Source organism: Ruegeria sp. CF4 (assembly GCF_056537345.1).
Window position 1 is genome coordinate 21,894 of the sequence record NZ_JBQFRJ010000003.1, and the last position, 25,748, is coordinate 47,641.

Below are 25,748 nucleotides of genomic sequence, written 5' to 3' on the forward strand. Positions count from 1 at the left end.
TATTTGAAACGGATTATTTCGCCATCAGGCGCGCATCGCGCGGTCGGATCACCGGGCGTGCGGTCTTGGCCGCAACCGCCCCACGGGCTTGCAACTCGGGGAATAATGCAAGGACTTCGGCTTGCGTGTCACGTTCTGATTGCGAAACCGCATGGGCGGGATAATAGCTTTCGCTCTTGGCGCCGTTGGCAAATATGATCTCATGACGCCGGAACAGCAGGTGGATATATTCCACCTTTCCGCCTTCAACACGGGTCACAGTGGTACCGTTCACCAGACAATGGGCAGCGATCAACACCTCAGCATGGCCAAAAAGATAGGGCGCGCGCCAATCATCGATCAGCATCCGGTGCTGCGGTGACACTAGCAGCGGACTCGTCAGCCCAAACAAACCGGCCTCGAACCGGATCGGAGCGAATTTTCCATCGGCCTCCACCACCGTGCGTCCCACCCAAAGAAGAGGTTTTGCACCGCTGTCGGCGGTTGTCACCAGATCACCGGATTCGAGGTCTTCAATCAAACGCGGTCCATCGGGAGTGTCGATCAAAGTGCCTGGCGTGAAACAGGGCGGGCCAAGATCACCATTGTTGATGTCGACCGAACCAAAGGACCCGCCGTTGTCGCTGAAATCGGTCACAGACGAAGATACAAATGTGCCCTGCTGCAGTACCGATCCATCGGTTGGCGTGAATACCTCTCGCCCATCGGCCAGATAGAAGGTGACGCCGGTATAAGTGACCTGAGTTCCATCTGGCAGCTCGATTGTCACCATATCGTTGAAATACGAGGCGGTAATATCCACCCCATCCACCGAGTCGCCATTCAGCCGGTTGATCAGATCATTGTCATTCTGGTCGATGATCTCGAAACTTTGCACAGTCAGAGTGGAGCCCACCACCGTACCGTTCGCCCCGGGGTTTGCCGGGTCGAGCAAAAAGAACTGATCTGTATAACTCGTGGGCATGTAACAACTCCACTTCACTCATATCTGTAGGAACGCAGCATGCCCGCAATTCCAGAACAAACTATGTCCAAAGCTAGGTGTTTTTTGCCAATGCGGGCAAGAATCGGTGCATTATGCATACGCAAATGAGGGCCTTGCGTGTCTTTTCAAACACGCAAGGTTAAGATTCTGCCTGCATCAGAGCCTATTCTGCCGGCATGGCTGCCACTTCCGTAGTCAATGGATGGCTGAGCTTGTTCAGCATCTCTTTCGGGCAAACCTGCAGGAAGTGTGCCTTTTCGACATCCCAATGCTGAAGCAGATCTGCGGCCTTGCGGCTATAGGTTTCTGCAGCGTGGCGCTCGATCAACGATTTCAGCTGATCTTCCCAGTGGTCGACCGTCACTGGACAGGTGACCAGGGTCTCCTTGTTCATCAGGGCCCCGGCTTTACCGTCCGGGTCGTACAGATAGGCCATGCCCCCGGTCATGCCCGCTCCGAAATTGGCACCAATATCGCCCAGGATCACGGCCACACCGCCGGTCATGTATTCACATCCGTTCGAGCCACAGCCTTCGATCACCACCTTCGCGCCCGAGTTTCGCACCGCAAAGCGCTCACCAGCACGGCCTGCTGCGAACAGATAGCCGTCGGTGGCACCGTAGAGGACGGTGTTGCCGATGATGGTGTTGTCATCCGCCTTCAGCGGGCTAACCTGCGGTGGGCGCACGACGATCATGCCGCCTGACAGACCCTTGCCAACATAGTCGTTGGCATCACCCGAGACCTCCAGCTTGAGGCCTGGAGCCGCAAAGGCCCCCAAAGACTGCCCGGCTGAGCCCTGCAGTTTCACATGCAGGTGGTCATCCTGGAACGTGTTCCGCATACCGAAATTCTGCACGATATGGCTGGAAACCCGCGTACCCACGGTCCGATGCGTATTCTGTACAGCATAAGAAAGCTGCATCTTCTCACCGTCTTTCAGGAACCGGGCGGCGTCACGCACAATCTCGGCGTCCAGAGTATCCGGCACCGCATTCCGATCCTTGTCGCGGTTGTAAACGATGTCATGCGCCCCATCGACAGTGATCAGCAGCGGGTTCAGGTCCAGATCGTCCAGATGCGCCGAGCCACGGCTGACCTGAGCCAGCAGATCGGCCCGGCCGATGATCTCATCAATCGAACGCGCACCCAGGCTTGCCAACAGCTCGCGCACCTCCTGCGCGTAGAAGGTGATCAGGTTTACGACCTTATCCGCATTGCCGGTGAACTTGGCCCGCAGGTCTTCGTCCTGCGTACAGACACCGACAGGGCAGGTGTTCGACTGGCACTGACGTACCATGATACAGCCCATCGCAATCAGTGCGGCGGTGCCGATGCCGTATTCCTCGGCCCCCATCATCGCAGCCATGACGATGTCACGACCGGTCCGTAGGCCACCATCGGTCCGCAGGGTGACGCGGTCGCGCAGGTTGTTCATAGCCAGAACCTGATGCGCCTCGGTCAGGCCCATCTCCCACGGAAGGCCAGCATACTTGATGCTGGTCGCGGGCGACGCGCCGGTACCACCATTGTGGCCCGAAATCAGGATGATATCCGCCTTCGCCTTGGCCACACCGGCAGCAATCGTGCCAACGCCCGAGGACGCCACCAGTTTCACCGTCACCTTGCAGCGCGGGTTGATCTGCTTCAGGTCATAGATCAGCTGCGCCAGATCCTCGATCGAGTAGATGTCGTGGTGTGGCGGCGGTGAGATCAGCGTAACGCCCTTGGTCGAATGACGCAGACGTGCGATCAGGTCGGTGACCTTCATGCCCGGCAGCTGGCCACCCTCACCGGGTTTCGCACCTTGGGCGACCTTGATCTCCAACTCTTCACACTGGTTCAGATACTCGGCGGTTACACCGAACCGACCCGAGGCTACCTGTTTGATCTTGGCCGAGGGATTGTCGCCATTGGGTTCCGGCACGAAATGCGCCGGGTCTTCTCCGCCCTCGCCTGAGTCGGATTTCGCACCAATCCGGTTCATCGCCACGTTCAGCGTCTTGTGCGCCTCAGGGCTCAGCGCGCCCAGCGACATGCCCGGCGTGACAAAGCGTTTACGGATCGAAGTGATCGATTCCACCTCTTCAATCGGCACCGGCTTGCCCAGCGGTTTGAAATCCATCAGATCGCGTAGGTGGATCGGCGGATTCGACTGCATCTTTGCCGAATACTGCTTCCACAGCTCATATGAGGCTCTATTACAGGCCATTTGCATCATATGCATTGAGGTCGCTTCCCACGCGTGGGTCTCACCTGATTTGCGCGCCTTGTAGAAACCACCGATGGGCAGCACATCCAAGCCATTGGTCCAACCCTTGGCATGTATCGCCTCGGCCTTGACGCGAATGCCATGGATACCAATGCCTGAAATCCGGCTCGTCATACCGGGGAAATACTCGGCCACCATGGCGCGGCTCAGACCGACTGCTTCGAAATTCAGACCGCCGCGATACGAGGATACGACGGAAATGCCCATCTTTGCCATGATCTTGAGCAGACCCTGATCAATCGCCTCGCGATACCGCGCCACGTTTTCGGTCAGGGTGCCGTCCAGCAGTCCCCGATCGATCCGGTCCGCCAAAGAATCCTCGGCCAGATAGGCGTTCACGACGGTCGCACCACAACCAATCAGCACCGCGAAATAGTGTGGATCGACGCATTCAGCCGACCGTACGTTGAGCGAGCAGAACGTTCGCAGACCTTGCCGAGTCAGGTGACTGTGCACCGCGCTGGTGGCCAGAATCATCGGCATCGCCACCTTGTCCGGCCCCGAATGATGATCCGTTAGCACCAGATGCCCAGCGCCCGAGCGCACGGCCTCCTCCGCCTCGGCACGGATACGGCTAAGGGCCACGTCCAACTGCCCCTCGCCCGGGGTAAAGCTGCAGTCAATCTCGGCCAGAGGGGCATTGAACTGCCCAACCAGCAACTCCCATTGCGCATTGCCTACAAAGGGGCTTTCCAGAACCACGATCTCGGTTTGACTGCTGTCCTCGTCAAGCACGTTCTTCAGGTTGCCGAACCGTGTCTTCAACGACATGACGCGATATTCGCGCAAGCTGTCGATCGGTGGGTTGGTGACCTGGCTAAAATTCTGCCGGAAGAAGTGGCTGAGCGGGCGATACTGCTTCGACAGCACGGCCGAGGGTGTGTCATCCCCCATCGACGCCAGCGCCTCTTTGCCATCTTCGGCCATTGGCGCAAGAATCTGTTCCAGCTCTTCAACTGAGTAGCCGGCAGCGATTTGACGCTTGCGCAGCTCTTCGCCCGAAAACAGAGGTTTTTCGCTCGCACTGCCCAACGTGGCATCCACGTCGTTGATCTTGCTGACCCATTCTCCGAACGGCAGCGCCCGCGCCAGCTTGTCTTTGATCTGCTTGTCGCGGAAGAGCTTGCCCTTCTTCATATCCACGGCCAGCATCTGACCCGGACCCAGAGCGCCCTTTTCGGCCACCGAGGCCTCATCAATCGGGACCATCCCGGCCTCGGACCCGGCAATCACCAGACCATCGCCGGTGACCACATAGCGCATCGGGCGCAGACCGTTCCGGTCCAGACCGGCGCAGACCCAGCGACCATCGGTCATGGCCAGAGCGGCAGGACCATCCCACGGCTCCATCACCGAGTTGCAGTAGGAATACATGTCGCGCCAGGCCTGCGGCAGTTCCACCGCCTGCTTGGACCAGCTTTCCGGAACCAACATGGTTTTCGCCATCGGGGCCGAGCGGCCCGCGCGTACCAGAACCTCAAAAACCGAGTCTAATGCGGCCGAATCTGATGATCCACCGGCGATGATCGGCTTGATGTCTTCGGCATAGTCGCCAAAGGTTCCACTGGCCATGCGGATCTCATGGCTCTTCATCCAGTTGACGTTACCCTTGAGCGTATTGATCTCACCATTATGGGCCAGCATGCGGAACGGCTGCGCCAGCCACCATTGCGGGAAGGTGTTGGTCGAATAGCGCTGGTGATAGATCGCAAAGGCGGACTCGAACCGTTTATCCATCAGGTCGGGGTAGAAAACCGCGACCTGCTCGGCCAGCATCATACCTTTGTAAATGATCGAGCGACAGGACAACGACGCCAGATACAGACCGGAAATACCAGCGGCCATCGCTGCCTTCTCGATGCGGCGACGAATGACATACAGCTCACGCTCGAACGTCTCTTCGTCTACGCCTTTGGAGTTCGAGATCAGGATCTGCTCGATCTCAGGACGGGTTGCGTTGGCCTTGTCACCCAGGCAGGTGACATCGACAGGCACATGACGCCAGCCGTAGATATAGTAGCCCATGCGCAGAACTTCAGTTTCTACGATGGTCCGGCATTGCTCCTGCGCCCCGAAATCAGTGCGCGGTAGAAAGACCTGACCAACCGCGATCAACTGACCCATGTTGGGCTCATGGCCCGTGCGACGGATCTGGTCATAGAAGAAGGGCACCGGGATCTGCACGTGGATACCCGCCCCATCGCCGGTTCTGCCATCGGCATCGACGGCACCGCGATGCCAGACAGCCTTGAGCGCATCGATCCCAGCGTCGACAACCTTGCGCGACGGCTTGCCATCAACGGATACAACAAGACCCACACCACAGGAGGAATGCTCTTCTTCCTCGGAATAGAGACCGTTTTCGGCCATCCACTGACGCTTGGCTTCCTCGGCCCGCACCCAATCGGCATCATATTTGGTCATTGGCTGTCTCCTTCTTCCGGTTGGGCATACATGGCTTCGACCTCAGCTTTGGTCATCTGCCGGCGCTCGCCTGCAAACGCATAGCCCTCGGGCTTTTTGTCGATATAAAGTTCAAGTTTCAGCGCGTGGCCTGTGTCATCAAACAGGCCCGCCGCCATCTGTGTCTGGCCGTGCATCTCGCCCGGCAGTGTGATCCGGTACCAGAGCGCCGAGCCACAATCGGCGCAAAAGGTACGCTCGGCCCATTCCGACGAGGTGAAGGTTTTGACCGGGCCCAAAGCAGCATAGCCGGGCTCGGCCGGAAACGTCACCAGCATCGAACTTGTCCAGCGGCGGCACTGGTCGCAATGGCAGGCCCCCAGCGTGTCCTTCGCCGGAGTGGCGGTCACGGTGACCGCGCCGCACATGCATTGGCCTTGCAATTCGGGCATTGCTGTCCCTCCTGTCGCTGGGCTTGGGGTTACTCGGCTGCGACTGCAGCCTTGCTGTTAAACCGGTCGATAATGGCCTCGGCGCAGTCACGACCATCGCGTATCGCCCATACGACCAAAGAGGCACCGCGCACGATGTCACCGATGGCATAGACACCGTCCATCTCGGTCTCACCAGTCTGGAAGGCCGCTTTGACGGTACCCCAGCGGGTCACCGGCAGGTCAGATTGACCGAACAGGGTTGGCAGGTCTTCGGGCTCGAACCCCAGTGCCTTGATCACCAGATCGGCCTCTTCGACATAATCCGCGCCTTCGATCACCTCGGGGGCCTGGCGTCCCGACGCATCGGGCTGACCCAAGCGCATCTTCTGCACCATCACGCCTGAAACCGTGTCGTCGCCGGTGAACCCTTTGGGCGCGCTCAGCCATTCGAAGACTACGCCTTCTTCCTCGGCATTCTGCGTTTCACGCTGCGAGCCCGGCATGTTGGCACGGTCGCGGCGATAAAGGCATTTGACCGAGGTCGCGCCCTGACGGATCGATGTGCGCACACAATCCATCGCGGTGTCACCGCCACCGATCACGACAACTTTTTTGCCCTCGGCATTCAAGCGGCCATTGTCGAAGTCTTCAACCTCATCTCCGAAGCTCTTACGGTTCGAGGCGGTCAGAAAGTCGATGGCTTTCTCGATCCCGGCCAGACCGCTGCCCGGCATGGACAAATCGCGGGATTTGTAAACGCCGGTGGCAATGATCACCGCGTCATGCTTGGCGCGGATCTCAGCAAACTTGGCGGCATCCACGTCGCAGTTCAATTCGAACGCGACGCCGCCATCGGCCAGCAGGTCATTGCGCCGTTGCACAATGTCTTTTTCCAGCTTGAAGCCGGGGATGCCATACATCAGCAAACCGCCCGCGCGGTCATAGCGGTCATAGACGGTCACCTGAATGCCCGCACGGCGCAGCATATCCGCAGCCGCAAGGCCACCTGGTCCGCCGCCAATGATACCAACACTCTCGCTGCGCTCAGCGCCCGGTGCGACTGGTTTCACCCAGCCTTGGTCCCACGCGGTGTCGGTGATGTATTTCTCGATCGAGCCGATCGTGACCGTGCCGTGGCCGGATTGCTCGATCACACAATTCCCCTCGCACAGGCGGTCCTGCGGGCAGATACGTCCGCAAATCTCGGGGAAGGTATTGGTGGCCTGGCTGGTCTGATAAGCCTCTTCAAGGCGCCCTGTTGCTGTCAGATTCAGCCAATCGGGGATATTGTTGTGCAACGGGCAGTGCGACTGACAATAGGGCACACCGCATTGGCTGCAGCGGCTGGCCTGCTCAGCTGCTTTCTCGGCCGCGTACTCGGCATAGATTTCATCAAAGTCTTCCTTGCGGTCATTTGCAGCACGCTTTTCAGGCATGACGCGATCGATCTGCACAAATTTCAGCATCGGTTGCTTGGCCACGGGTCAGACTCCATGAATTGGCTAGGTCACGCCTCTTTAAAAGATGAACAGTCAGATTAAAAGTCAATATTGCTGACTTATTTATCAAATATTCAGGGAAATTCGGCTTTGGACGCGAAATTATTCCTGATTTTAGTTCCGATTCGGACCTATTTGAACACTTTCCTTTCGCGCACCACACTTATACCCATTGGTCATAACAATATGACCATAGCGCAGGGTCGAGCAGATGAGCCTTTTCCACCTGATTCTCGTGGCGATTATTCAGGGCGTCACCGAGTTTCTGCCCGTGTCATCATCGGGACATCTGATTCTGCTGCCCAGCCTCACAGGGATCGACGACCAAGGGCTTGCGATTGACGTCGCAGTCCATGTGGGAACGCTGGGTGCGGTCGTTTTGTATTTCTGGAGCGATGTAAGAAAAGCGCTGTCCGGCCTTCCTGAGGCGCTGCAGGGTCGCACCGACCGGCCAGAGGCGCGTCTGGCACTGGGTTTGATCATCGCCACGATCCCGACCGTGATCGCGGGTGCAATCATTTACATGACCGGCCTCGAACAAGCTCTACGGTCGATTGCCGTAATCGGCTGGACGATGCTGGGCTTCGGGCTGCTGCTTTACTGGATGGATCAGAAGGGCGCACAGACCAAACAAGCAGACGACTGGAACTTACGCGATGCACTCATCATGGGTGTCTGGCAGATGTTAGCACTGATCCCGGGGACGTCACGCTCGGGCATCACCATTACCGGCGCACGCAAACTTGGTTACACCCGCGAAGATGGTGCCCGGATTGCGATGCTGATGTCGATCCCGACCATTCTAGCCTCGGGCGTGCTGTTGTCTTTTGATTTGATCCAGCAAGCCAATATGCAACTGGCCAAGGACGGAGCGATCGCGGCAGTCTTTGCCTTTGCATCGGCCCTGTTGGCGCTCAGCTTGATGATGCGACTGCTGCGCAGCGTCAGCTTTACACCCTACGTGATATACCGGGTCATTCTGGGTGCGGTCTTGCTTGTGATCGCTTACAGCTGATCAGATCCGCAGGTTTTTGGCCGAATTCTGAATGTCGTCATATTGACCCGACGGGCGGAACTTCCACAGGTAGTCTGGCAGCACCGACTCGAGCGTAGTGGGCTCGATCCCCAACTCAGCAAATCCTTTCGCGCCTTCCGACACGACATTGTCGCGCCGCAGGTTCTTCAACTGATCGCGGGTCAGGATGTTGTTCGGGAACAGCTGGAAACTAACGAATTTCATTATATCCAGTACCCCGGCCATAACCTTCGCGGCCAGGAATGGTACGCTCAGAATGACGCGACGGCGATGAATCACGCCCAGCATCTGCTGCATCAGGGCACGGAAGGTCTTGGTCTCAGGCCCGCCCAGTTCGTAAACCCCCGGCTGGGCCTTGCCCAGAACACCCTGAACCGCGGCCTGTGCCACGTCATCCACATAGACCGGCTGAAACTGCGTCTCTGCACCCACCAGCGGCAGGAACGGGCTCAACCGAGTCATTCCGGCAAAGCGGTTGAAGAACTGATCCTCGGTACCGAAGATCACAGACGGACGCAGAATGACAGCGTTCGGCATATGCTGTAGCACCGCTGCCTCACCCTGAGCTTTGGTGCGCGAATACGCGCTGTCCGAGTCTACATCTGCACCAATCGCGGAAATGTGCACCACCCGCTCAATGCCCTGAGCCGCAGCCAGTCGGGCAATGCGCTCGGCCCCATCTGCCTGAACAGCGTCGAATGCGTTTTGCCCCAGTTCGTTCAGAACCCCCACGCAATTGACCACAGCATCGACCCCATGCATCGCTGCAGCGACCGAGGCATCATCACGAATGTTGCACAAGATGGGTTCAACCTGACCAACGGCACCGTATGGCTTTACGAACATCGCCTCATTGGGTCGCCGAACGGCCACACGCACGCGCCAGCCTTCTGAGGCCATCCGGCGCGCGATATAGCGGCCGACAAAGCCCGATCCACCGTAAATCGTGACCAGTTTGGACATGATGGCGCTCCTGCTGTCTGGGTCTGTTTTGATCTAGCGCCCAAGCGCGCGGCGAACAAGGCGCAATAACGCCGCGTGTCTGCGAAAATCGGAGGTCCTGACCGATCTAACGGGGGCGTTACAAAAAACTTCACAAAACTGACGCGAATCTGGTTGACGCCCCCCGCCAGTCAGCTTAAACGCCCCTCCACGACACCTGCCCAGGTGGCGGAATTGGTAGACGCGCTAGCTTCAGGTGCTAGTGTCCGTATGGACGTGGAGGTTCGAGTCCTCTCCTGGGCACCATTTCTTCCCTTTAAGCACATAATTTTCAATGGATTAGATAGAACTCGCGCCTCGTAAAGGTGACGCAGTGCCTCTAGTCATTTTTGAAGCAGGAGCGATTCTGATCATACCTAAGTGTATCGAACGGAATGCAATCCTTGGGGTATGGCGCTTTCGCAGTCGTATGCCCTGTTTCCGTCAGCTAGGGAAAACCGCTGTCAGACGCCACAATGAGCCGTTTCATGGAGCGAGGGATACATGCGTGCATCCCTGATCACAAACAGCGCTAAACACCAGTGAAGCACAACAAGCGCAAGTACAGGCGCCGCAACCAGATTGAGATCATGTTCGGCAGACTCACGGATTGAAGGCGTGTTGCCATCCGATACGACAGGTTCCCAAAAGTGCTCCTGTCTGCCATCGTTCTTGCCGCTCTCGTCATTTCCCGGCTATGAGTACTGAGCCTAAATCTGATGACACATCCCCACCCGTTTCCGAACTGCGACTCACGTACACGCTCGGAAACCAATGGCCTTGAGCCTGAGCCAATCGTCAATGTATGTTCGACCTTTCCCACCTATTGAGCGATGATTTCAACTCACTAAGCTGCGCACGTCGGATGCTAGAAGGAGTTACAGAGAATTTCCTTCGGAAGGATCGGTTGAACGTTGACAGGCTGGAAAATCCACAGATGTGTGCAACTTCAGAAATCGGAATACTGGTTTGTTCAACCATCGACTTTGCTTTTTCCAGCTTTAGTCCCATAAAAAATTTCATAGGACTCTGATCGAAATATTTTTTGAATAACCGCTCTACGTGACGGGCACTCATATTCAGCTCTTTTGCGATTTCTGATGTGCTGTAATCTGGATAGCTGTAATTCTTCATGATTTTGACCGCTTTTAAAACTCTCACATCATCAACACCTAACCGGTCCTGTAATGATCTCCTTTGTTTTGTGCATTGCTCTCTAATTTCACCCTTGATTAAAATATCCGCAACATGAGCAGCAAACGAGCGACCCAAATGTTTGTCGATAATATATAACATGACATCAAAAGTAGCGATATAACCACCGGATGTGAGCATTCGCTCAGACTCAGAAAATATTGCATCATCCAAAACGCTTGGGTGAAGCTCAAAGTCAACTGCGGCTAGTTCTTTCCAATGTGCTGTAACCGGCTTATGACCAAAAAAACCGGTGCTCGAAACAGACGTTACGGCATCGGATAATATCACCATTTCGGATGACCGTTGCCTAACCCAGTTTACCGCTGTTTTTAGCTCCAATGCATGTTTTTTGCATTCTTTTCCGTCGAGGAAAACCATAATGTCTGGCGGTTTGCTCACGGTCCGGAAGTCGCTGGCTTTAACTTCAATCCCGGCGGTCGATTCTATGGCGCCTTCTGAGTTTGAAACGATATTCCATGTATACAACTCCTTGCCTGAAACCGAATTTGCACATTGCAGAATATCCAGAATTGCCGCCAGTTCTGTAACAATGAAATCAGGAAGAACATACAGCATAACCTCGCGCGATCGCGCGAATTCATTGTGATCCAGTTTAGCCATCTTTTCTCCCCATTTTATGCGCCGACAGGAAGGCACGGTCGATCAGCATTATTCCTTCCTTCGTCAACGCATATAAAAGCCCTTCTCGCCTCTGCCATTCGCTTTTTTTGGCCGTTCATTAAATATCTGCATCGCTACAAGTTAAATTTAGCAAGCAAACGATTAAATCATCAGCGTCTTACCAGTTCTCTGCGCCGCGCACATCGCGCGGACAGACATATCTTGCTGTAGGCCTCGTGCTGCACGCGGCCCTGAGCAAACAATCAGCGAAGAGATAAGGCGAATGACGAAGGTGCCGCCACATTCCCTACGAAGAAATGCGACGGGCACATCCTGAGATCTTAGCCTGTGCTCACTTCAACAAGCCTTCGCGCACCAATTCATCCTGTGTTTTCTCGATGCCCTTACGCAACGTATCGGCCAAGCAATCAATGTTCTCATAGGACATGGTCAAGGGTGGAGACAGGATGTTCAGGTGACCGGCCGGTCGAATGATCAGCCCCATCTCACGGCAATTGACAGCGATGCGTTCGCCGATATCAATTTCAGCATCAAACAGAGCTTTACTCTGTTTGTCCGCGACATTTTCAATCGCGACCATGAAACCTTCGCCACGCACGTCCCCCACAATCGGCAGGTCCGAAAGCGCTTTCAGCTTGCCCATGAAGTAGGGCGCGTATTCTAGTACACGGTCGCACAGATTTTCACGCTCCATGATTTCGATGTTCTTCAAAGCGGCGGCACAACAGACCGGGTGTTCCGCATAAGTAAACCCATGTGTGAACATCGAGCCTTTTTCGATCGGCGTTCTAAGGGCTTCCATGATCTTGTCACTCAAGATGGTGGCACCAAGCGGCAGATAGCCGGATGTCAGGCCCTTCGCCACCACGACAATATCGGGATCCATCTCAAACATTGCCTGCGACGCGAACATATGCCCCAATCGGCCGAATGCCGTCACAACCTCATCTGCCAGAATGAGAATATCGTTATCTTTACAGATCTTGGAAATCCGTTTGAAGTAACCAGAAGGCGGAAGCAGCACACCGGCCATGCCCATAATTGGTTCAGCGAAGAAGCATGAGATGTTTTCCGCTCCGACCTCTTCCACTTTTGCCCGGAATTCCTCAACCAGCTTGTCGCAGAACTCTGCGTCCGACAAACCATCAGCATCTCGATAGGCGTAAGGCGCCGACAAGTAATGAACCCCCACTTCAGGAAGGTCAAAACCGATCTTGTTATATGGGATACCGCAGAGCGCGGCCGAAACCGTTGTGCTGCCGTGATAGCCGCTATGGCGGGCAAGAATTTGCTTCTTATTGGGCTTGCCGATGCTGTTGAAGTAGAGCTGGATCACTCGCAGGGCCGCGTCGTTAGACGTAGACCCACCGCTAGAAAACAGAACATGATTCAGATCGCCAGGAGCAAGCTCGGCCAGCTTTGCGGTGAGTTCCGCCGCCGGAGGAGTCGTCGTATTGCGAAACGGGTTTGCATAAGGCAGCATGCGCGCTTGCTGAGTGATCGCATCCACAATCTCAGTCCGACCATAAGAGCGCTTTGGGGATCTGTAGCATCGGGTTCCAAAACGCCCCGATCTTTGAGCTCCCAAACATGATCTCAAAGGGAAACGCTGACAGTCCGCCTAGTTCAGTCCTGTTTGTTCGATTAAAGTCTTAACTCTTATCTTGGGGCGGGCTTGCGCGTACGCCCGGCCCGCTCATGGTTTTAAGCCTTTAATCGCGAAAAAAAGTCTGGTTAGTTTGCGACTGGAGATCATGTAATGATGTATCTGGTGAAGTCGGTTATATTTGCGAACCAGACGTCTTCAGTATTCTCGATACTTCCATACCCCCAACCGGCATGTACGAAGTGAAACCCTGCTCTTACGGCAGCTTGTTTGTCGACTTCCATATCCCCGATGTAAACCGAACGCGATGGATCAGAACTGGTAGTCAAGGCACACTTCAAGAGTTGATCGGGGGAAGGTTTTCCGCGGCCTGCTTTGACATCGTCAGGCGTGGTTAAGCAATCGAATGCGATGTCAGGCAATAGTGCATCAAGTATTGCCGTGGTTCGCTCGCGGTTCTTCGAGGTTGCAACAGCCAGCTTCAATCCATATGAAGCAAGCTGCTTTAGCCCGTCTTCGACCCCATCGTACACCCGAATATGATGCTGATTTTCAAGCGAATACAAATTGTAAAGGCGAGCGATTTCATCATGATGGGCGTCATCAATCTGCAAGTGCTCCAGGATCGCCTTAAACGGATATCCGATAAACTGTGCATAGGAAGAGAACGGTACTGACAACCCCACATCACGCATTGTAGCGTCCCAAGACAGTTCCATTGCGGGCACTGAATCGATCAAGACACCATCCAAGTCAAACGCTACCAGCTCAACGTTTCTATTCCTTGCTTGTGAATTCATCAAATTCACAAAGAAGTGGTCCTGGGTCGAACTGACACTTTCGGCTGTGTAATCCAGCAACTTAACCGCAAGATTAAAATCTGAAAGCTCATCAATATCCACGGCCTCACGATGATCAACTTCCGCCAAATACACCGGAGCGTTTATTCTCGTGTTGTGAGCGAGATAATCTTCTTTCCAAAAAACATAGGCACCGCTTGTTTCTGCGAACACCGGTGTAAGACTCTGAGTTTGAGCGATCATCTCCGGATTGTAGTTAATCGGCTCACCATCAAACCAGCAATAGGTTTGTAACTTCTCGACCGCCGCTGCCGAGCGGTACTCTCCAGACGTCACCTTCTCAATTGCGTCTCGCAGTGTTTCGCTGCGTATGAACGGCGAAGTCGCATGACATAAGACAATTACATCAGCATCTATACGCTCAACGGCATACCGAAACAGCTCATTTGCCTTTACTCCATCCCCATCCAGATAAGGTGGTCGAGCAAGAAATCTCGCGCCTGCAGGAAGCAGCTTCATTACTTGAGGTTGGCTTGAGTAGCTAAAAACGTCTCCAACACTCTCCAACTCCACGAGCGTTCTGAAAATGTGGTATGCAAGCGGGTGATCGCCCAAACGCAGAAAATTCTTGTTTGGCAATCTCCTCGACTGAAGTTTTAGAGGCACAAGAGCAGAAACTTTGATCATATTCATGAATACCAATTTGAGTGTATTAGCAGATATTCGTTGTTGGAAAACGCGCCCGAGAACTATCCACTTCCAGACTAACTCGCAACCCCAGTAATTTGTCCTGTGAGGATGCGCCGCACTTCCATCAGCACAGGCGAATATCGAACCCAGATTCGATGCTACAGCAGAACCAATTGCTAACTATCCAGTTGCTGCACCTTCTATTCATTAAGGGCTTCAATATTTGCGTATGGGTTAGTCATATTTGTAGTGGGCCAGTGATCAATCAACCGCAGGTACATGTCACAAAAAAACGATGGTTGTATCGGGAGTGAGGCATTGCCTGGTAGTGCCTCAAGCACCCACGCAGCCCTCCATCGCTTCCCAGTCCTGGGTGAATGACAGCGGATATTGGAATGGCATTTCGCGCGCTGCAGTAAAACTTGCCTAGTATTTGCCGTTAGTCTTCCGTTTGAGGCGAGAAATACTTGGCCTCTATCCATTCCCTCAACTCGCGTACGTCTGGCTGGTCCGCGATTTCGGCGATCCGTGCCTTGTGACGGGCGACGCACAGCTTATGCAAACGCTTGGTTTCTGTGTCCTGCAGCAACTCAGCCTCTGCTGCCCGTGCAGCTGGCAGCTGATGGGCGATCCAGTTTTCTGATGACCCGCCTCGCATCCGAACACGATAGTATTTGTTATTTACTCTGCGGTTTTTGTTCACAACATCGCCCCGATCCATCTTGATCAGATACGAGTCTACCGAGCGTAATCCATGGTGATTGAGCGTCACCAGATCATAGGCCCCCCTGCAATCATAGCTTTTCTGCTTTTCATCGGTGACGAACTCAAACGGTGCTGGACGGCCTGAACCATCTAACCATACAAGATCATTTTCGGATCCCGGGTGTATCAAAGGGCGGTGGTTCGATGGACGTTCGAACGCAGCTAATCCGTGCAGGATCGTCTTAACACCTCGGCGCGCCTTCCAGGGACCTGGCGTCGGATTATCGTGAACCTTATATTCCTCAGTCAACCATACATCGTGATATGCCTTATGCCCGCTTGATGTGAAATTCAGCTCGCTCATGGACAGAGCATGAAAGGGGCCCGCCGCCCTTAACAGATCGGTAAAATGACCGTCACCAACCCGGATGTTGACGAATTCATCCACGTCCATCGAGATGACGTAGTCAGACCGTCTGACAACAGGCATTTGTCGCGCATACTTAATCGCAACAGGCTGGTAGTAAGTCGACTGCATCACAACAGCCGGATTGGGCAAGTGAATGATTTCACCCAACTCATCCAGTCGGTCCAGCAGAAGATCCGTGCCATCCGTGCAGTGATTTGAGAAAACGACAAAATTACTGATGCCGATTGATTTGTGAAACGCCAGCCATTCGAGGATGAAAGGCCCCTCATTCTTCATACAGGTGATGATGGTGACCGTCGGGTCTTCCAGATTGTGCGTTGGATCAGGGAGTGCCGCTCTCGCAGGTTGCAAGCGATCTGTGGATCGCTCCAAAACCCAAACCGAACCTTTGAGGTAATCTTGGTTCACTTCAAAACCGAGCGCATTAAACCTGGCGAACACGCGATCCTGTCCCGCTTCGCCATAAACTTTTGGATGTAGCTCAAGGATGACCGTGTTCACGCCTTGAAGCGACGTGTTGTTGAATAGATCGAGCTCGGCACCCTCTATGTCAGCGATGATGACGGTCGGACGTACTTCCTTCAACAGCTCGTCAATGCCATAACCTGGAACAGATACGACCCGCGTGAAAGGCCGAGAGTCCGGCTCCATGCTAGCGGCCCAGAAATCCTTTCGTAAATAGAAGTCCATGGCTTGACTGCTCTTCGCGCAGACAACTCCGTTGCGAATATCGACATTTGCAATGTCGTTGATGCGGTGGGTTTCTTCAATCAACCCGATGAGTTCAGGATTGGCTTCTAACGCAACAACTTTTTCAACACCGGGCACCTGAGCTGCCACCCCGGAAATCAGACCAACGCCAGCACCCAACTCCAGTACCCGATCGCCAGAACTCAAGAGTTTTCTGACCGCCTCGCATTCGCCCTTTTCATAGCGATTGTTTCGCATAGGGCGCTCGATCTTCGGTGTTATGACCTGAGGTACAAATGGGATGCGAAGCCCCTGAACCTCAATCGTCTCTGCATAGTTAAAGCTTGAATCTGTTTCCGCCAACTTTGCAGGCATGGAATTGCCATCTGACATGTCATTCTCCGTCCGGAGACGAAATCCGGTATCCTAAATTGCGCAGGCATCTGATAGCTTTGCTACGCAGATCTGGTTGCTGCCGCAGTAACCGCGTCATGCTGCGTTTTACGTAGCTATCTGCAAGTACTTCGTCATATTTCGCCTCCAACACCTCAAGTGGTATCCGGTTGCTGTCCTTTAGCATGGTCGCCCGAACTCCAGTATCTGGGCCGATAAAGATCGCGGAGATGTATCCACCGCCAAAAACCACCGCATGCTCAGCACCCAGGCTCTCCAGATAGCTCGTAGCGTTCTGGACCGCCGGATAGATGATGTGCGTATCGTCAAAGACCACGATGCATTTCTCTTTCATCACGGTCAGCACGTTCAAAAAGTCCGTAAAGGCTGCCGCGATCGTGTGTTCGCCGTCAATGAACGCAAGATCAAACCGGGCCTCGGGCGGGTCCGAGCGCAACGATGCGGACGTCGTCTCGCGTGTTGACAGTTTCTGCATCTGGCTGTCGTTTGCATATTGCCGAAGGCCATCCAGCATATCCTGGGTCGTCACATGCTTGTACTGATCTAATGCCCCCCGCGCATCCGGGGTCATTTCGGGGCGCAGGTCGATCGACAGCGCTTCGATACAGTCGTCATCCATGACATGTGGTTGCAAGGATTTCCCCAGATACGAGCCGATCTCCAGATACCGGTAGGAGCCGTCTTTGGCCGCAATCTCCTGCACGTTAATAAGGGTGCGGGTGCCGCGCCTGCCGACCTGTCCTTTGAGTTTGAAATCGTCATTCGTCAGCGTATTCGGTGCAACCATTACCAGGTGACCTCAGTTCTTGTTCGAAGCATCGACCAGTTCCTGCGCAAGCTTCGAAAGCGCCGTATTGATAGCGGGATCGTTGTCGAATTCGTCCTTTTCGATCAGGGTCTGTAACCTGCTCCAGCGTTTGGCCAGAATGCAGCGCGACATGGCGGGCGGAAACAGCTCAGCTTCGGCACCGGCCTGCGCCCAAGCTTGCAAAATCGACGGTTTGGGAGTGTCTCCGTCCACGCACCAGGTATGTTCAAACAGCGTCATGATGAACTTCAGAGGTGCTTGTTTCGGATGCCTTCGATCCGCAACATAGGGCAGCTTGAAGACATCTGTGACGATCTCATAGGACGGCCAATAGTGCAGAACGCCTTCGTCTTGGAACTCACGGACCACTTCGTCCAGAGCCACGCGCAGAACACTTTTCGAGACGGAGTTCGACGTCAGGCATGAGTTATCCCGGAACGTCGCGATCAGCGGGATCGGAGACAGGGTAAACAGTATCTTGGCATCCGGCCGATGTTTTCGGATCAGATGGTAGATAGCACGCAGGTTATCTTTGTTTTCTTCGACCGTCGACACGCGAAACTTGTGCCGCGATGGGTCATAAACATCTTTGGGAATGGTGCGCCAGAACACGTTCCCAGTGACCTCATCATACCAGATCTCTGATAATCCGAAGGTCAGGATGAACACATCGGTTTCGTCAAATATACGTTTGGTTTCCGCCTGCACCTCAGGGTCATAACCATAGGATTCGGCCTTGTAGCCATGCCAGAGCTCTCCTTCGAAAACCTTGTTTTCCCATGCCCACTCGAATTGCTGGCGGATCACGAAAGAATTCACCATGCCTTCGCCACAGGTCACGACATAGGCATCTTTGGCATCTTCTTCCTTGTTGAGAACACGATAGTTCCGACGCGACAGCCATTCCGAGATATTCGCCGCAAAACAGCTGCCAAAGGCTGTAATCTGTGTGTCGGGGGTGATGAACGGTTCTTTCGGGGTCCAGCCTTTCAGCACGTATTTTCCAACTGCATCCGCTGGAATCATGCGCGCTACATTCGGGTTGGCATTCGTGTGCTCACCCCGAAACCAGGTTCTGAATTCAGGTGTATTTTTCGTCGTGCGTTGAAAGTTGAAGTGACGCGCACGGTTCGATCTTGCCATATCGCCCTCAAGTCAGTTGCCCTGGCGCTTATTGTTGGCGGAAAGCTGCGCCTTGTTGCAGCTACATCTATCCACAACACCATCTGAATTCTAGCGATGTTTTGTTGCCCGCCTTTTCGCTGAGGCTTGCTGGACGCACCCCACCTGATCCAATAGAGTTGCGAAAAACAGGTCGACGGGGTCCCCTGACGGCTCAGGCGAGGTTGCAGAGCATAACATGACAGACCTTCACCAAATCGGCATGCTGTGGATGCGCGGTTCGCTGAGCTTTCTCGAGCAGCTCTGCGTTCAGTCTTTCCTCGATGCGGGGCACCATACCATCCTTTACACCTACGAGGATGTCGATCGCGTGCCGAACGGGGTCGAGTTTCGCGATGCCGCCGATGTCCTGCCTGAAACCGGGTTTCTGGTACACGAACGCACCGGCTCGCCTGCGCTGCATTCCGATCTGTTCCGATACCACATGCTGCGTGACGCCGACCGAATGATCTGGGCCGACACGGACGCCTATTGCCGCAAACCCTTCGTTACCGAGACCGGCCATTTCTTTGGCTGGGAAAGCAAGAAGCACATCAATGGTGGTGTATTAGGCCTGCCCCGCGATAGCGAAGCACTGCGTCTGCTGCTGGATCATTGCTCGGACGAATTTGCCATCCCGACTTGGTATGGCGAGAAATACGTCAAGGAACTGGAAGAGAAGAAAGCCGCTGGCAACCCGGTTCACGCTGGCGAACAGCCATGGGGTGTCTGGGGGCCGCATGCGGTCTCGCACTTCCTGCACAAGACCGGCGAAGATCGCTATGCCTTCCCGCAGGAGGGGCTCTATCCCTACACATTCAAAGACCGTCGCAAGATCGTAAAGCCCAACAACCGGATCAGCGATTACGTCACCGACAATACCTATTCGGTGCATCTGTACGGTCGGCGAATGCGCAAGTTTCTGGCCGAGCATTACAAGGGTGTACCCGATCCGACCGGTCTGCTGGGGCAATTGCTAATCAAGCACAAGATCAACCCGCTGAATGCTCCATTGCGGGATTATCCAAACGCCGATCCCAATAGCGCCTTCGCCAAGGTGTTTCGGGAAGAGATCGACGGCAAGCAATATGCGGCGGCCACACCCGCGGTCAGCGATACTGCACCCCTGAAATCGGTTGTTGGGGTGACAACCATGAAGAACGAGGGACCCTATATTCTGGATTGGGTCGCTTATCATCTGTGGCTGGGATTTACCCATTTCCTGATCTACACCAACGACTGCTCGGACGGCACAGATGAGATTCTTGACTGTCTTGCTGAACGCGGGCTGGTCACTCGCGTCGACAACCCAGCACGCATAGACAAAGGCGAACGGCCGCAGCGCGTGGCGCTGGCACTGGCGCAGGATCATCCGGTGATTCAGGCGGCAGATGCTTACATGGTCTTTGACGTGGATGAATATATCAACATCCACACGCCCGAGGGCACCTTGCGATCCCTCATGAACGCCACTGGAAATCCTGAACTTATCGCAATGACCTGGCGGTTCTTCGGTTGTTCCGGTGTTGTCGATTTCGCTGATAACCCTGTGCCGCTCCAGTTTGACCGCTGCGCCCCGCAGAAAGTGCGCGTGCCCCATCACAACTGGGGCTTCAAAACCTTCGCACGCAGACCGTCGAGCTATTCGAAATTCGGCATCCACCGACCATTGGAGCCGGTGACAGAGACCATGCCCCATTGGGTCAACGGATCGGGCCGACAGATGCCCGACCGTTATCACGAAAAGGGCTGGCGGTCGTCGCTGGAAAGCTGGGGCTACGATCTGGTAACGCTGAATCATTACTCGATCCGGTCGCTGGACAGCTATCTGGTCAAACGCGACCGCGGCCGCACCAATCACATCAACCGCGAACAGGGCATCGGGTATTGGAATATCCACAACCGCAATGACGAACAGGACACCTCTATCCGGTCACATTTCGAGAAATCCAAGCCTGTACGTGACGACCTGCTCGCGGACCAACGATTGGCAGAATTGCATGAGGCAAGCTGCAACTGGCATCGCGCGCGGATCAACGCTCTGAAGGACCTGCCTGAATACAACCAGCTCTACCAGATCCTGTCTCAGGACATCCTGTCCCACAGTGTATCGGACGACGTTCAGCCAGGTTTTGCACCACTTTCCCATACCGCGCTGACAGGTGAGCCCTTTGTCAGCGATCAGCCCCAACCGACACCACCCGAAGAACCGGAACCGCAAGCTGAGGTTCTGCAAGCCTCGGGTCATCCCATCCTACTGGGAGACGACGCGCAAGAAGCTTATGAGAGCATCAAGAAACGTGTCGAAACACTATTCTCGCCCCTCAAACCCGTCCCCCCCCTCTCACGCGATAAGATCACGCTTGTAACAACAATGCGGAATGAGGCACCTTTTCTACTGGAATGGGTCGCCTATCATCGCTCGATCGGGGTGACGGATTTTCTGATTTATACCAATGGCTGTACCGATGAGACGGTTGAGCTGCTGGACCGCTTGCAGGCGCTGGGATATGTGACGCGACTGGACAATCCATTCAAGTCAGACAAAGGGCAAAAACCGCAACGCGGAGCGCTGAACCATGCGATCACCCATCCTCTGATCTCGGATGCGGATTGGTACATGTGCATGGATTGTGACGAGTTCATAAACATCCATGTGGGTGATGGTACCATGCCCGAGCTGTTCGCGGCGATGAATGAACCGAACCTGATCTCGATGACATGGAAGCTGTTCGGGAATGCGGACGTTACCGATTTCGAAGACAAGTGGGTCATCGAAACCTTCGACCGCTGCGCGCCTCAATTCATCCCTAAGCCGCGCATGGGCTGGGGCTTCAAGACAATGGTCCACAAATCTGCGCCCTATGCCAAGCTCGGCGTTCACAGGCCGCTGAGCCCGGACGAAGATCGGCTGTCTGAGATACGGTGGGTTAATGGATCTGGTCTGGAAATGCCGGAACAGGTGCATGCATCAAACAGCTGGCGGTCAACCAAACGGTCGCTGGGTTATGATCTCGTCACGCTGAACCACTACACTTTGCGATCTGCCGACAGCTATCTGGTCAAGCGTGATCGGGGGCGGGTGAACCATGTCGATGAAGATATGGGCGGGTATTACTGGGACCGCCGGAACTATAACAGTGAACGTGACGCCCGAATTCAACAGCATGTGCCACGTGCCCGCGAAGAACTGTATCGGATTATGGCCGATGCCGAGATCGCGGCGCTGCACAAGTCAGCTGTCGAGACGCACAAACGTAAGGTGGCCGAATTGAAGGCCCTGCCTGAATATGCACGCCTCTACGAAAAGATTTCCGCGCCTGACCAACCTGACGCGATTTTCATGCCCGAGCGCACCGAAGCTGAGGTGGCCGATTAGCCGTCCTGCTCACGCGCCTGTTTCTCGGCGTGGATCGCCCGGCGGATCGACATGAGCTGGCTCCACATGCGACGCTGTGCGGTCATCGGCAGAACGCGCGTCGGGCCGATCTGACAGAGGCGCGCGTGCGTGTAGAACATATCTGAATCCTGCATCAGCGTTTTGATGCGTTGGTGCCGCCACGCGACGGATCGGGTATGCAATTGATCCAGTTCAGGGTCGGCGCGCAGCTCGGCCACGCCGTCGGCAATCGCATCGGCGTGGCGCAGGATCGTGGCATCTTCGATCTGATTGAAATCGCGGTCGATCCAATAGGCCAGATCAATCGGGTCTTCGCTGTGATTGGGGCGACCCCGTTCGGCCTTGACCAGATAGTTCTCGACCGAGCCCAGAGCGTAGTGGTTCAACTGCGCCAACCCATATCTCGGCGCGACGCTGGGAATGACCGTGCCGGGTATGGCAGGGGCCGGATCACCATTGCCATCAACCATGTTGAATTCCGCACCGTCCTTTAACCGGGGCCTGTGCACGCCCAGCCGGTCCAGCCGCTGATCAGCAAGGAACAGTGTCTTGAACTGCACCGCACGCCATGGCCATAGCAATGTTGCAGGGGCCGCGCGAGTGAAGAGGCGCGTCATCGGCTGATCCTGAAAGGCAACTTGCTGATTATGCCCGAACATCCGCCACGGTACAGCAAACCCATCCGCATCGGGCCGCGCCGCAATCAGATCGGCGATCTGGCCGCTGCCTTCGTGAATGCACAGGAACTCATCCACATCCGATACCAATATCCAATCGGCCTGCTCGACCAGCCGGTGGTTCGATGCGCGGCTCAGGGCCTGCCACTGCACCGTTTTCTTGCCTTTGCGCGGGTTGGGCTTGTGGTAGACGATTTTCAGCGCATGCAACCGATCCAGAATCTCATCGGTTCCGTCCTCGCAATCATTGCTGAAGATCAGGAAATCCGTAACGCCGATGGCCCGATGATAAGCAATCCATTCCAGAATGAACGGGCCTTCGTTGCGCATGGTGGTCACGATCAGGCAGCGCATGGGTCATATCCCGTTCAACAAGTTAAGATCGCCAGAAATCAAGGTTTTGGACGCTCAGAAACAAGGATCGCATAATCCTGATCATTCGGCCAGCGGGCACGTCAATACGCGGCCTCGGCCTCATCGGGCAGCAACAGGCTGAACTCACCTTCCGAGAATTCATCGAAAGACAAATCCCACGATGCCCCGGGCCAAAGCAGTTGCAGTTGCTTTTTTGCGGGTCGGTAGACGGCTGTGTAAAGCGTTCCGAACCCGGATTTGAACGCGGTGGAATAAAGCGGCGGGCGCAGGAAGGCATCGATAAAACGCTTTTCGCTTTCCCGGTGCTGGTTCAGCCGGTTCAGAAGAAAGCGTTCGCGTTCGACCGTCGCTGTAAACCGCGCGTGTTTGGACCATTCAACCTGACCCTGATGGTTCGTCGCCACCGGCACATCCGAAATCTGCGGATGCCGGTCCGGGGCAAGGTAAACTGTGCTGTGGTTATGTTTCGCATCCAATACGGTGACATTATAGCTCATGTGGCAGGGGATGCGGCACAGGCAGTCGACCGCCTCAGCCGTCGTCTCGCAGGTTTGCAGCACATAGCGTAAGATCAATGGAACGCCAAAACCGTCGCCGACTTCACGCCGCCCGCCAAATGTCAGCGAAACGGTCAGACCGGCATCGTTGATCCCATCAAGTAGACCGAGAACTCCGTCGCTCATCCCGATCACACCGCGCCCGCCCCAGTGGGTTTTCAGCAGTGCCGCATCGAAGATTCTCGGATGGTAATCATAATTGCGCACCAGAAACGGGGTCTTGCCACGCCAGATCGCCTGACTGCAGCCCGACAGGTATTTCGGCGGGCAGTAGAAGCTGAGAAACCGCGCCTGGCTATCGCTGCCTCCGACCAGTTCGACCACCTCTTCATAGAGCGGCAGAATCTCGGGCATGTGCTTTTGCAACGCGCGCAGGCATTCGCGATAGGTGGGACGGGCCGAATACCCCTCTTGCGCCCACCAATCGCGATAGGCGGGCCAGTATTCGGCAAACAGCCCGGCCAGCTTGGGACCGGGCTGTTCCTCGTCGATTGAGCGAAAAACAAGCGCCATGGGGCTTTCTACATGATCTTGAACGCGGGGTCTTGCATCGGTTGCGCAGCAGGCAGGGGTTCAGCCGTATAGGCCGAGGTGATGCCATGGATCCATTTCTTCGACTTGTCCGTCAGCTTGAAGCCTTTGGTCATCGACCGCCCGCGCGTCACCAGAATACCCAGATCAGCGCCTTCATAGCGATAATCGCCGACATTCGAGATACGCAGGAAGAACGCTTCGTTCTCGCCCACCGCGCGGCGGTGATAGTCGAACCGGTCGAACACGACGCGGCCATCTTCCAGCATCTTGTAGATGCCGGATTGCGGGGCCTGCGTGATCCGATCGACACTGTCATCGGTGTGTTTGATCACCATCTGCGACCAACTGTCGATCATGTCCGGATCCGCCCAGCGCGCATTGAGTTCCTCGACATCGAGCTCAAAGGGTTTCTTTGAGAACTCCAGCAGATGGAACAGGAACAGCGGCGCATCTGCATGGGCAAAGGCAGCGTGGTTGGTCATCGAGCTGGCGCCGGTGATACGGGGGTTCAACTCACCCAACCACAGCTCATCCGTTTTCTTGTCGATCAGGAAATCAAGCTCGAAATACCCGCGATAGCCAGATTTGCGCAGTTCTTCCCCGAACTGGAAGGTCAATTGCCGCGCCTGTTCGCGGGCCTTGGGCGGGAAAGCAGTCGAGAAGATTTCATTCCCGCACCAGCCGCCGCGATAGGGGGTGAGTTCGTTGAAGCCCACAAGCTCGGTCATCAGCGGGCCGACGATTGTGCCTTCCGAGGTCGCACAGGCCTCGATCGCTGCCCCGCGACAGTCGATCCGCTTCATGATCTTGATCTCGCCTTCGCCGACGATCTCGTCTTTATGCTTGTTGAAATCAGCCTCGGACTTGATGAAAAACGTCGTGTGGCCGCTGTCACCAAAGGCGGATTGCAGAACCAGATCGTTCCCCAAACCGGCCTTGTCACAAATCTTTTTCAGGTGATCATAGCTTTTGACCACGCTCAATGTGTTGGGCACCGAGGGTACACCCGCCTTGTTGCCGATGCGGACGGTTTCGATCTTATTGTCGCATTTGGTGCGCAGCTTGGCTTTGGGGAACCACAGCTGACCGCCCAGTTCCTTGACCAGCTTTTCGGTGGTTTCATCGAACATCAGGAAGACGAACTTGGGCTTGCCGCCGCGCCTTTTGACCAGATCAATGACTTCTTTGTGCTGTAACAGATAGTTGTTGATGTCCTCGATGGATTGAAATTCGTCATGCGGCATTTCAGAAGGTACGAAAACGTTCGGATGTCGCCCGTCAAAGCAATCCATGTAACATATATAGGTGAAGTTCATCACCCACTCATCCAGCCCCAACAGGTTGAAATTGGTCGCCGATACAAAATAGATCGGGTCCTTGTTGGTGTGGAAATACCGGCGAATTTCCGAGATGTTTTTAAGCACCTTCTTTGGCATGATAGTTGTCCTCCCT

Annotated in this window: 16 protein-coding genes, 1 tRNA gene and 1 pseudogene; 4 read left to right on the forward strand and 14 right to left on the reverse strand. The window is 55.0% G+C overall.

Going from position 1 to position 25,748, the window contains the following annotated elements; translation table 11 throughout:
- Nucleotides 1-13: 13 nt before the first annotated feature.
- The 4 genes from ACR0NF_RS09035 to ACR0NF_RS09050 form a co-directional block, all read right to left on the reverse strand.
- Complete coding sequence (locus ACR0NF_RS09035) at nucleotides 14-964, reverse strand: Hint domain-containing protein (protein ID WP_480778117.1); 951 nt, start codon at nucleotides 962-964, stop codon at nucleotides 14-16.
- A 184-nt stretch (nucleotides 965-1,148) separates the two neighbouring features.
- Nucleotides 1,149-5,681, reverse strand: a complete 4,533-nt coding sequence (gene gltB / locus ACR0NF_RS09040; RefSeq protein ID WP_480778118.1) for a glutamate synthase large subunit — start codon at nucleotides 5,679-5,681, stop codon at nucleotides 1,149-1,151.
- Nucleotides 5,678-6,112 (reverse strand): GFA family protein, encoded by a 435-nt coding sequence (locus tag ACR0NF_RS09045; protein ID WP_480471247.1) that lies wholly within the window; start codon nucleotides 6,110-6,112, stop codon nucleotides 5,678-5,680. The genes gltB and ACR0NF_RS09045 overlap by 4 nt, the downstream gene beginning before the upstream one ends.
- Before the next feature lie 29 nt (nucleotides 6,113-6,141).
- Entirely contained in the window at nucleotides 6,142-7,575 is a 1,434-nt protein-coding gene (locus tag ACR0NF_RS09050) for an NAD(P)-dependent oxidoreductase (RefSeq protein WP_480668084.1), read from the reverse strand.
- A gap of 229 nt (nucleotides 7,576-7,804) precedes the next feature.
- On the opposite strand from ACR0NF_RS09050, the gene ACR0NF_RS09055 reads away from it, so the two are divergent.
- Nucleotides 7,805-8,608 carry an undecaprenyl-diphosphate phosphatase gene (locus tag ACR0NF_RS09055; RefSeq protein ID WP_480668085.1) on the forward strand — a complete coding sequence of 268 codons (804 nt, stop codon included), beginning with the start codon at nucleotides 7,805-7,807 and terminating at the stop codon, nucleotides 8,606-8,608.
- On the opposite strand, the gene ACR0NF_RS09060 is transcribed toward ACR0NF_RS09055, so the two are convergent.
- Entirely contained in the window at nucleotides 8,609-9,592 is a 984-nt protein-coding gene (locus ACR0NF_RS09060) for a complex I NDUFA9 subunit family protein (RefSeq protein ID WP_480778119.1), read from the reverse strand. It lies immediately after the preceding gene.
- A 198-nt stretch (nucleotides 9,593-9,790) separates the two neighbouring features.
- Here ACR0NF_RS09060 and ACR0NF_RS09065 point away from each other — a divergent pair.
- Nucleotides 9,791-9,877 (forward strand) — tRNA-Leu (locus ACR0NF_RS09065).
- 224 nt (nucleotides 9,878-10,101) lie between these two features.
- Nucleotides 10,102-10,311, forward strand: a pseudogene (locus ACR0NF_RS09070) (transposase); the annotation flags it as partial.
- 97 nt (nucleotides 10,312-10,408) lie between these two features.
- Here ACR0NF_RS09070 and ACR0NF_RS09075 read toward each other — a convergent pair.
- The 6 genes from ACR0NF_RS09075 to ACR0NF_RS09100 form a co-directional block, all read right to left on the reverse strand.
- A complete protein-coding gene (locus ACR0NF_RS09075; RefSeq protein WP_480471251.1) occupies nucleotides 10,409-11,428 on the reverse strand; it encodes a GlxA family transcriptional regulator in 1,020 nt (339 codons plus the stop codon).
- A gap of 352 nt (nucleotides 11,429-11,780) precedes the next feature.
- Nucleotides 11,781-12,959 carry an aminotransferase class III-fold pyridoxal phosphate-dependent enzyme gene (locus tag ACR0NF_RS09080; RefSeq protein ID WP_480471252.1) on the reverse strand — a complete coding sequence of 393 codons (1,179 nt, stop codon included), beginning with the start codon at nucleotides 12,957-12,959 and terminating at the stop codon, nucleotides 11,781-11,783.
- Nucleotides 12,960-13,201: 242 nt separating this feature from the next.
- Entirely contained in the window at nucleotides 13,202-14,548 is a 1,347-nt protein-coding gene (locus ACR0NF_RS09085; protein WP_480471253.1) for an HAD hydrolase-like protein, read from the reverse strand.
- Between the two features lie 436 nt (nucleotides 14,549-14,984).
- Nucleotides 14,985-16,763, reverse strand: a complete 1,779-nt coding sequence (locus ACR0NF_RS09090; protein WP_480778120.1) for an FkbM family methyltransferase — start codon at nucleotides 16,761-16,763, stop codon at nucleotides 14,985-14,987.
- 1 nt (nucleotide 16,764) lies between these two features.
- Complete coding sequence (locus tag ACR0NF_RS09095; RefSeq protein WP_480471255.1) at nucleotides 16,765-17,571, reverse strand: class I SAM-dependent methyltransferase; 807 nt, start codon at nucleotides 17,569-17,571, stop codon at nucleotides 16,765-16,767.
- A 12-nt stretch (nucleotides 17,572-17,583) separates the two neighbouring features.
- The gene (locus ACR0NF_RS09100; RefSeq protein ID WP_480485001.1) at nucleotides 17,584-18,618 is read right to left on the reverse strand and encodes a GSCFA domain-containing protein; all 1,035 of its coding nucleotides are present in this window, start codon (nucleotides 18,616-18,618) and stop codon (nucleotides 17,584-17,586) included.
- Between the two features lie 334 nt (nucleotides 18,619-18,952).
- Between ACR0NF_RS09100 and ACR0NF_RS09105 the strand changes: the two genes are divergently transcribed.
- Nucleotides 18,953-22,132, forward strand: a complete 3,180-nt coding sequence (locus ACR0NF_RS09105; protein WP_480778121.1) for a glycosyltransferase family 2 protein — start codon at nucleotides 18,953-18,955, stop codon at nucleotides 22,130-22,132.
- Here ACR0NF_RS09105 and ACR0NF_RS09110 read toward each other — a convergent pair.
- The 3 genes from ACR0NF_RS09110 to ACR0NF_RS09120 all read right to left on the reverse strand — a co-directional run bounded on the left by ACR0NF_RS09110 (nucleotide 22,129) and on the right by ACR0NF_RS09120 (nucleotide 25,732).
- Nucleotides 22,129-23,184 carry a glycosyltransferase family 2 protein gene (locus tag ACR0NF_RS09110; RefSeq protein ID WP_480471258.1) on the reverse strand — a complete coding sequence of 352 codons (1,056 nt, stop codon included), beginning with the start codon at nucleotides 23,182-23,184 and terminating at the stop codon, nucleotides 22,129-22,131. The two genes, ACR0NF_RS09105 and ACR0NF_RS09110, sit on opposite strands and share 4 nt — an antisense overlap.
- 101 nt (nucleotides 23,185-23,285) lie before the next feature.
- Entirely contained in the window at nucleotides 23,286-24,275 is a 990-nt protein-coding gene (locus ACR0NF_RS09115) for a C45 family autoproteolytic acyltransferase/hydolase (protein ID WP_480778122.1), read from the reverse strand.
- 8 nt (nucleotides 24,276-24,283) lie between these two features.
- On the reverse strand, nucleotides 24,284-25,732 hold the full coding sequence (locus ACR0NF_RS09120; RefSeq protein WP_480778123.1) for a biotin carboxylase: 1,449 nt from the start codon (nucleotides 25,730-25,732) through the stop codon (nucleotides 24,284-24,286).
- Nucleotides 25,733-25,748: the final 16 nt, after the last annotated feature.

What these genes read in the sequence shown, in the direction of transcription:
- ACR0NF_RS09120 (WP_480778123.1), bottom strand. Translation starts at nt 25,732, where the DNA reads ATGCCAAAGAAGGTGCTTAAAAACATCTCGGAAATTCGCCGGTATTTC.
- gltB (WP_480778118.1), bottom strand. Translation starts at nt 5,681, where the DNA reads ATGACCAAATATGATGCCGATTGGGTGCGGGCCGAGGAAGCCAAGCGT.
- ACR0NF_RS09100 (WP_480485001.1), bottom strand. Translation starts at nt 18,618, where the DNA reads ATGATTCCAGCGGATGCAGTTGGAAAATACGTGCTGAAAGGCTGGACC.
- ACR0NF_RS09045 (WP_480471247.1), bottom strand. Translation starts at nt 6,112, where the DNA reads ATGCCCGAATTGCAAGGCCAATGCATGTGCGGCGCGGTCACCGTGACC.
- ACR0NF_RS09115 (WP_480778122.1), bottom strand. Translation starts at nt 24,275, where the DNA reads ATGGCGCTTGTTTTTCGCTCAATCGACGAGGAACAGCCCGGTCCCAAG.
- ACR0NF_RS09060 (WP_480778119.1), bottom strand. Translation starts at nt 9,592, where the DNA reads ATGTCCAAACTGGTCACGATTTACGGTGGATCGGGCTTTGTCGGCCGC.
- ACR0NF_RS09105 (WP_480778121.1), top strand. Translation starts at nt 18,953, where the DNA reads ATGACAGACCTTCACCAAATCGGCATGCTGTGGATGCGCGGTTCGCTG.
- ACR0NF_RS09110 (WP_480471258.1), bottom strand. Translation starts at nt 23,184, where the DNA reads ATGCGCTGCCTGATCGTGACCACCATGCGCAACGAAGGCCCGTTCATT.
- ACR0NF_RS09055 (WP_480668085.1), top strand. Translation starts at nt 7,805, where the DNA reads ATGAGCCTTTTCCACCTGATTCTCGTGGCGATTATTCAGGGCGTCACC.
- ACR0NF_RS09090 (WP_480778120.1), bottom strand. Translation starts at nt 16,763, where the DNA reads ATGTCAGATGGCAATTCCATGCCTGCAAAGTTGGCGGAAACAGATTCA.
- ACR0NF_RS09075 (WP_480471251.1), bottom strand. Translation starts at nt 11,428, where the DNA reads ATGGCTAAACTGGATCACAATGAATTCGCGCGATCGCGCGAGGTTATG.
- ACR0NF_RS09085 (WP_480471253.1), bottom strand. Translation starts at nt 14,548, where the DNA reads ATGAATATGATCAAAGTTTCTGCTCTTGTGCCTCTAAAACTTCAGTCG.
- ACR0NF_RS09035 (WP_480778117.1), bottom strand. Translation starts at nt 964, where the DNA reads ATGCCCACGAGTTATACAGATCAGTTCTTTTTGCTCGACCCGGCAAAC.
- ACR0NF_RS09095 (WP_480471255.1), bottom strand. Translation starts at nt 17,571, where the DNA reads ATGGTTGCACCGAATACGCTGACGAATGACGATTTCAAACTCAAAGGA.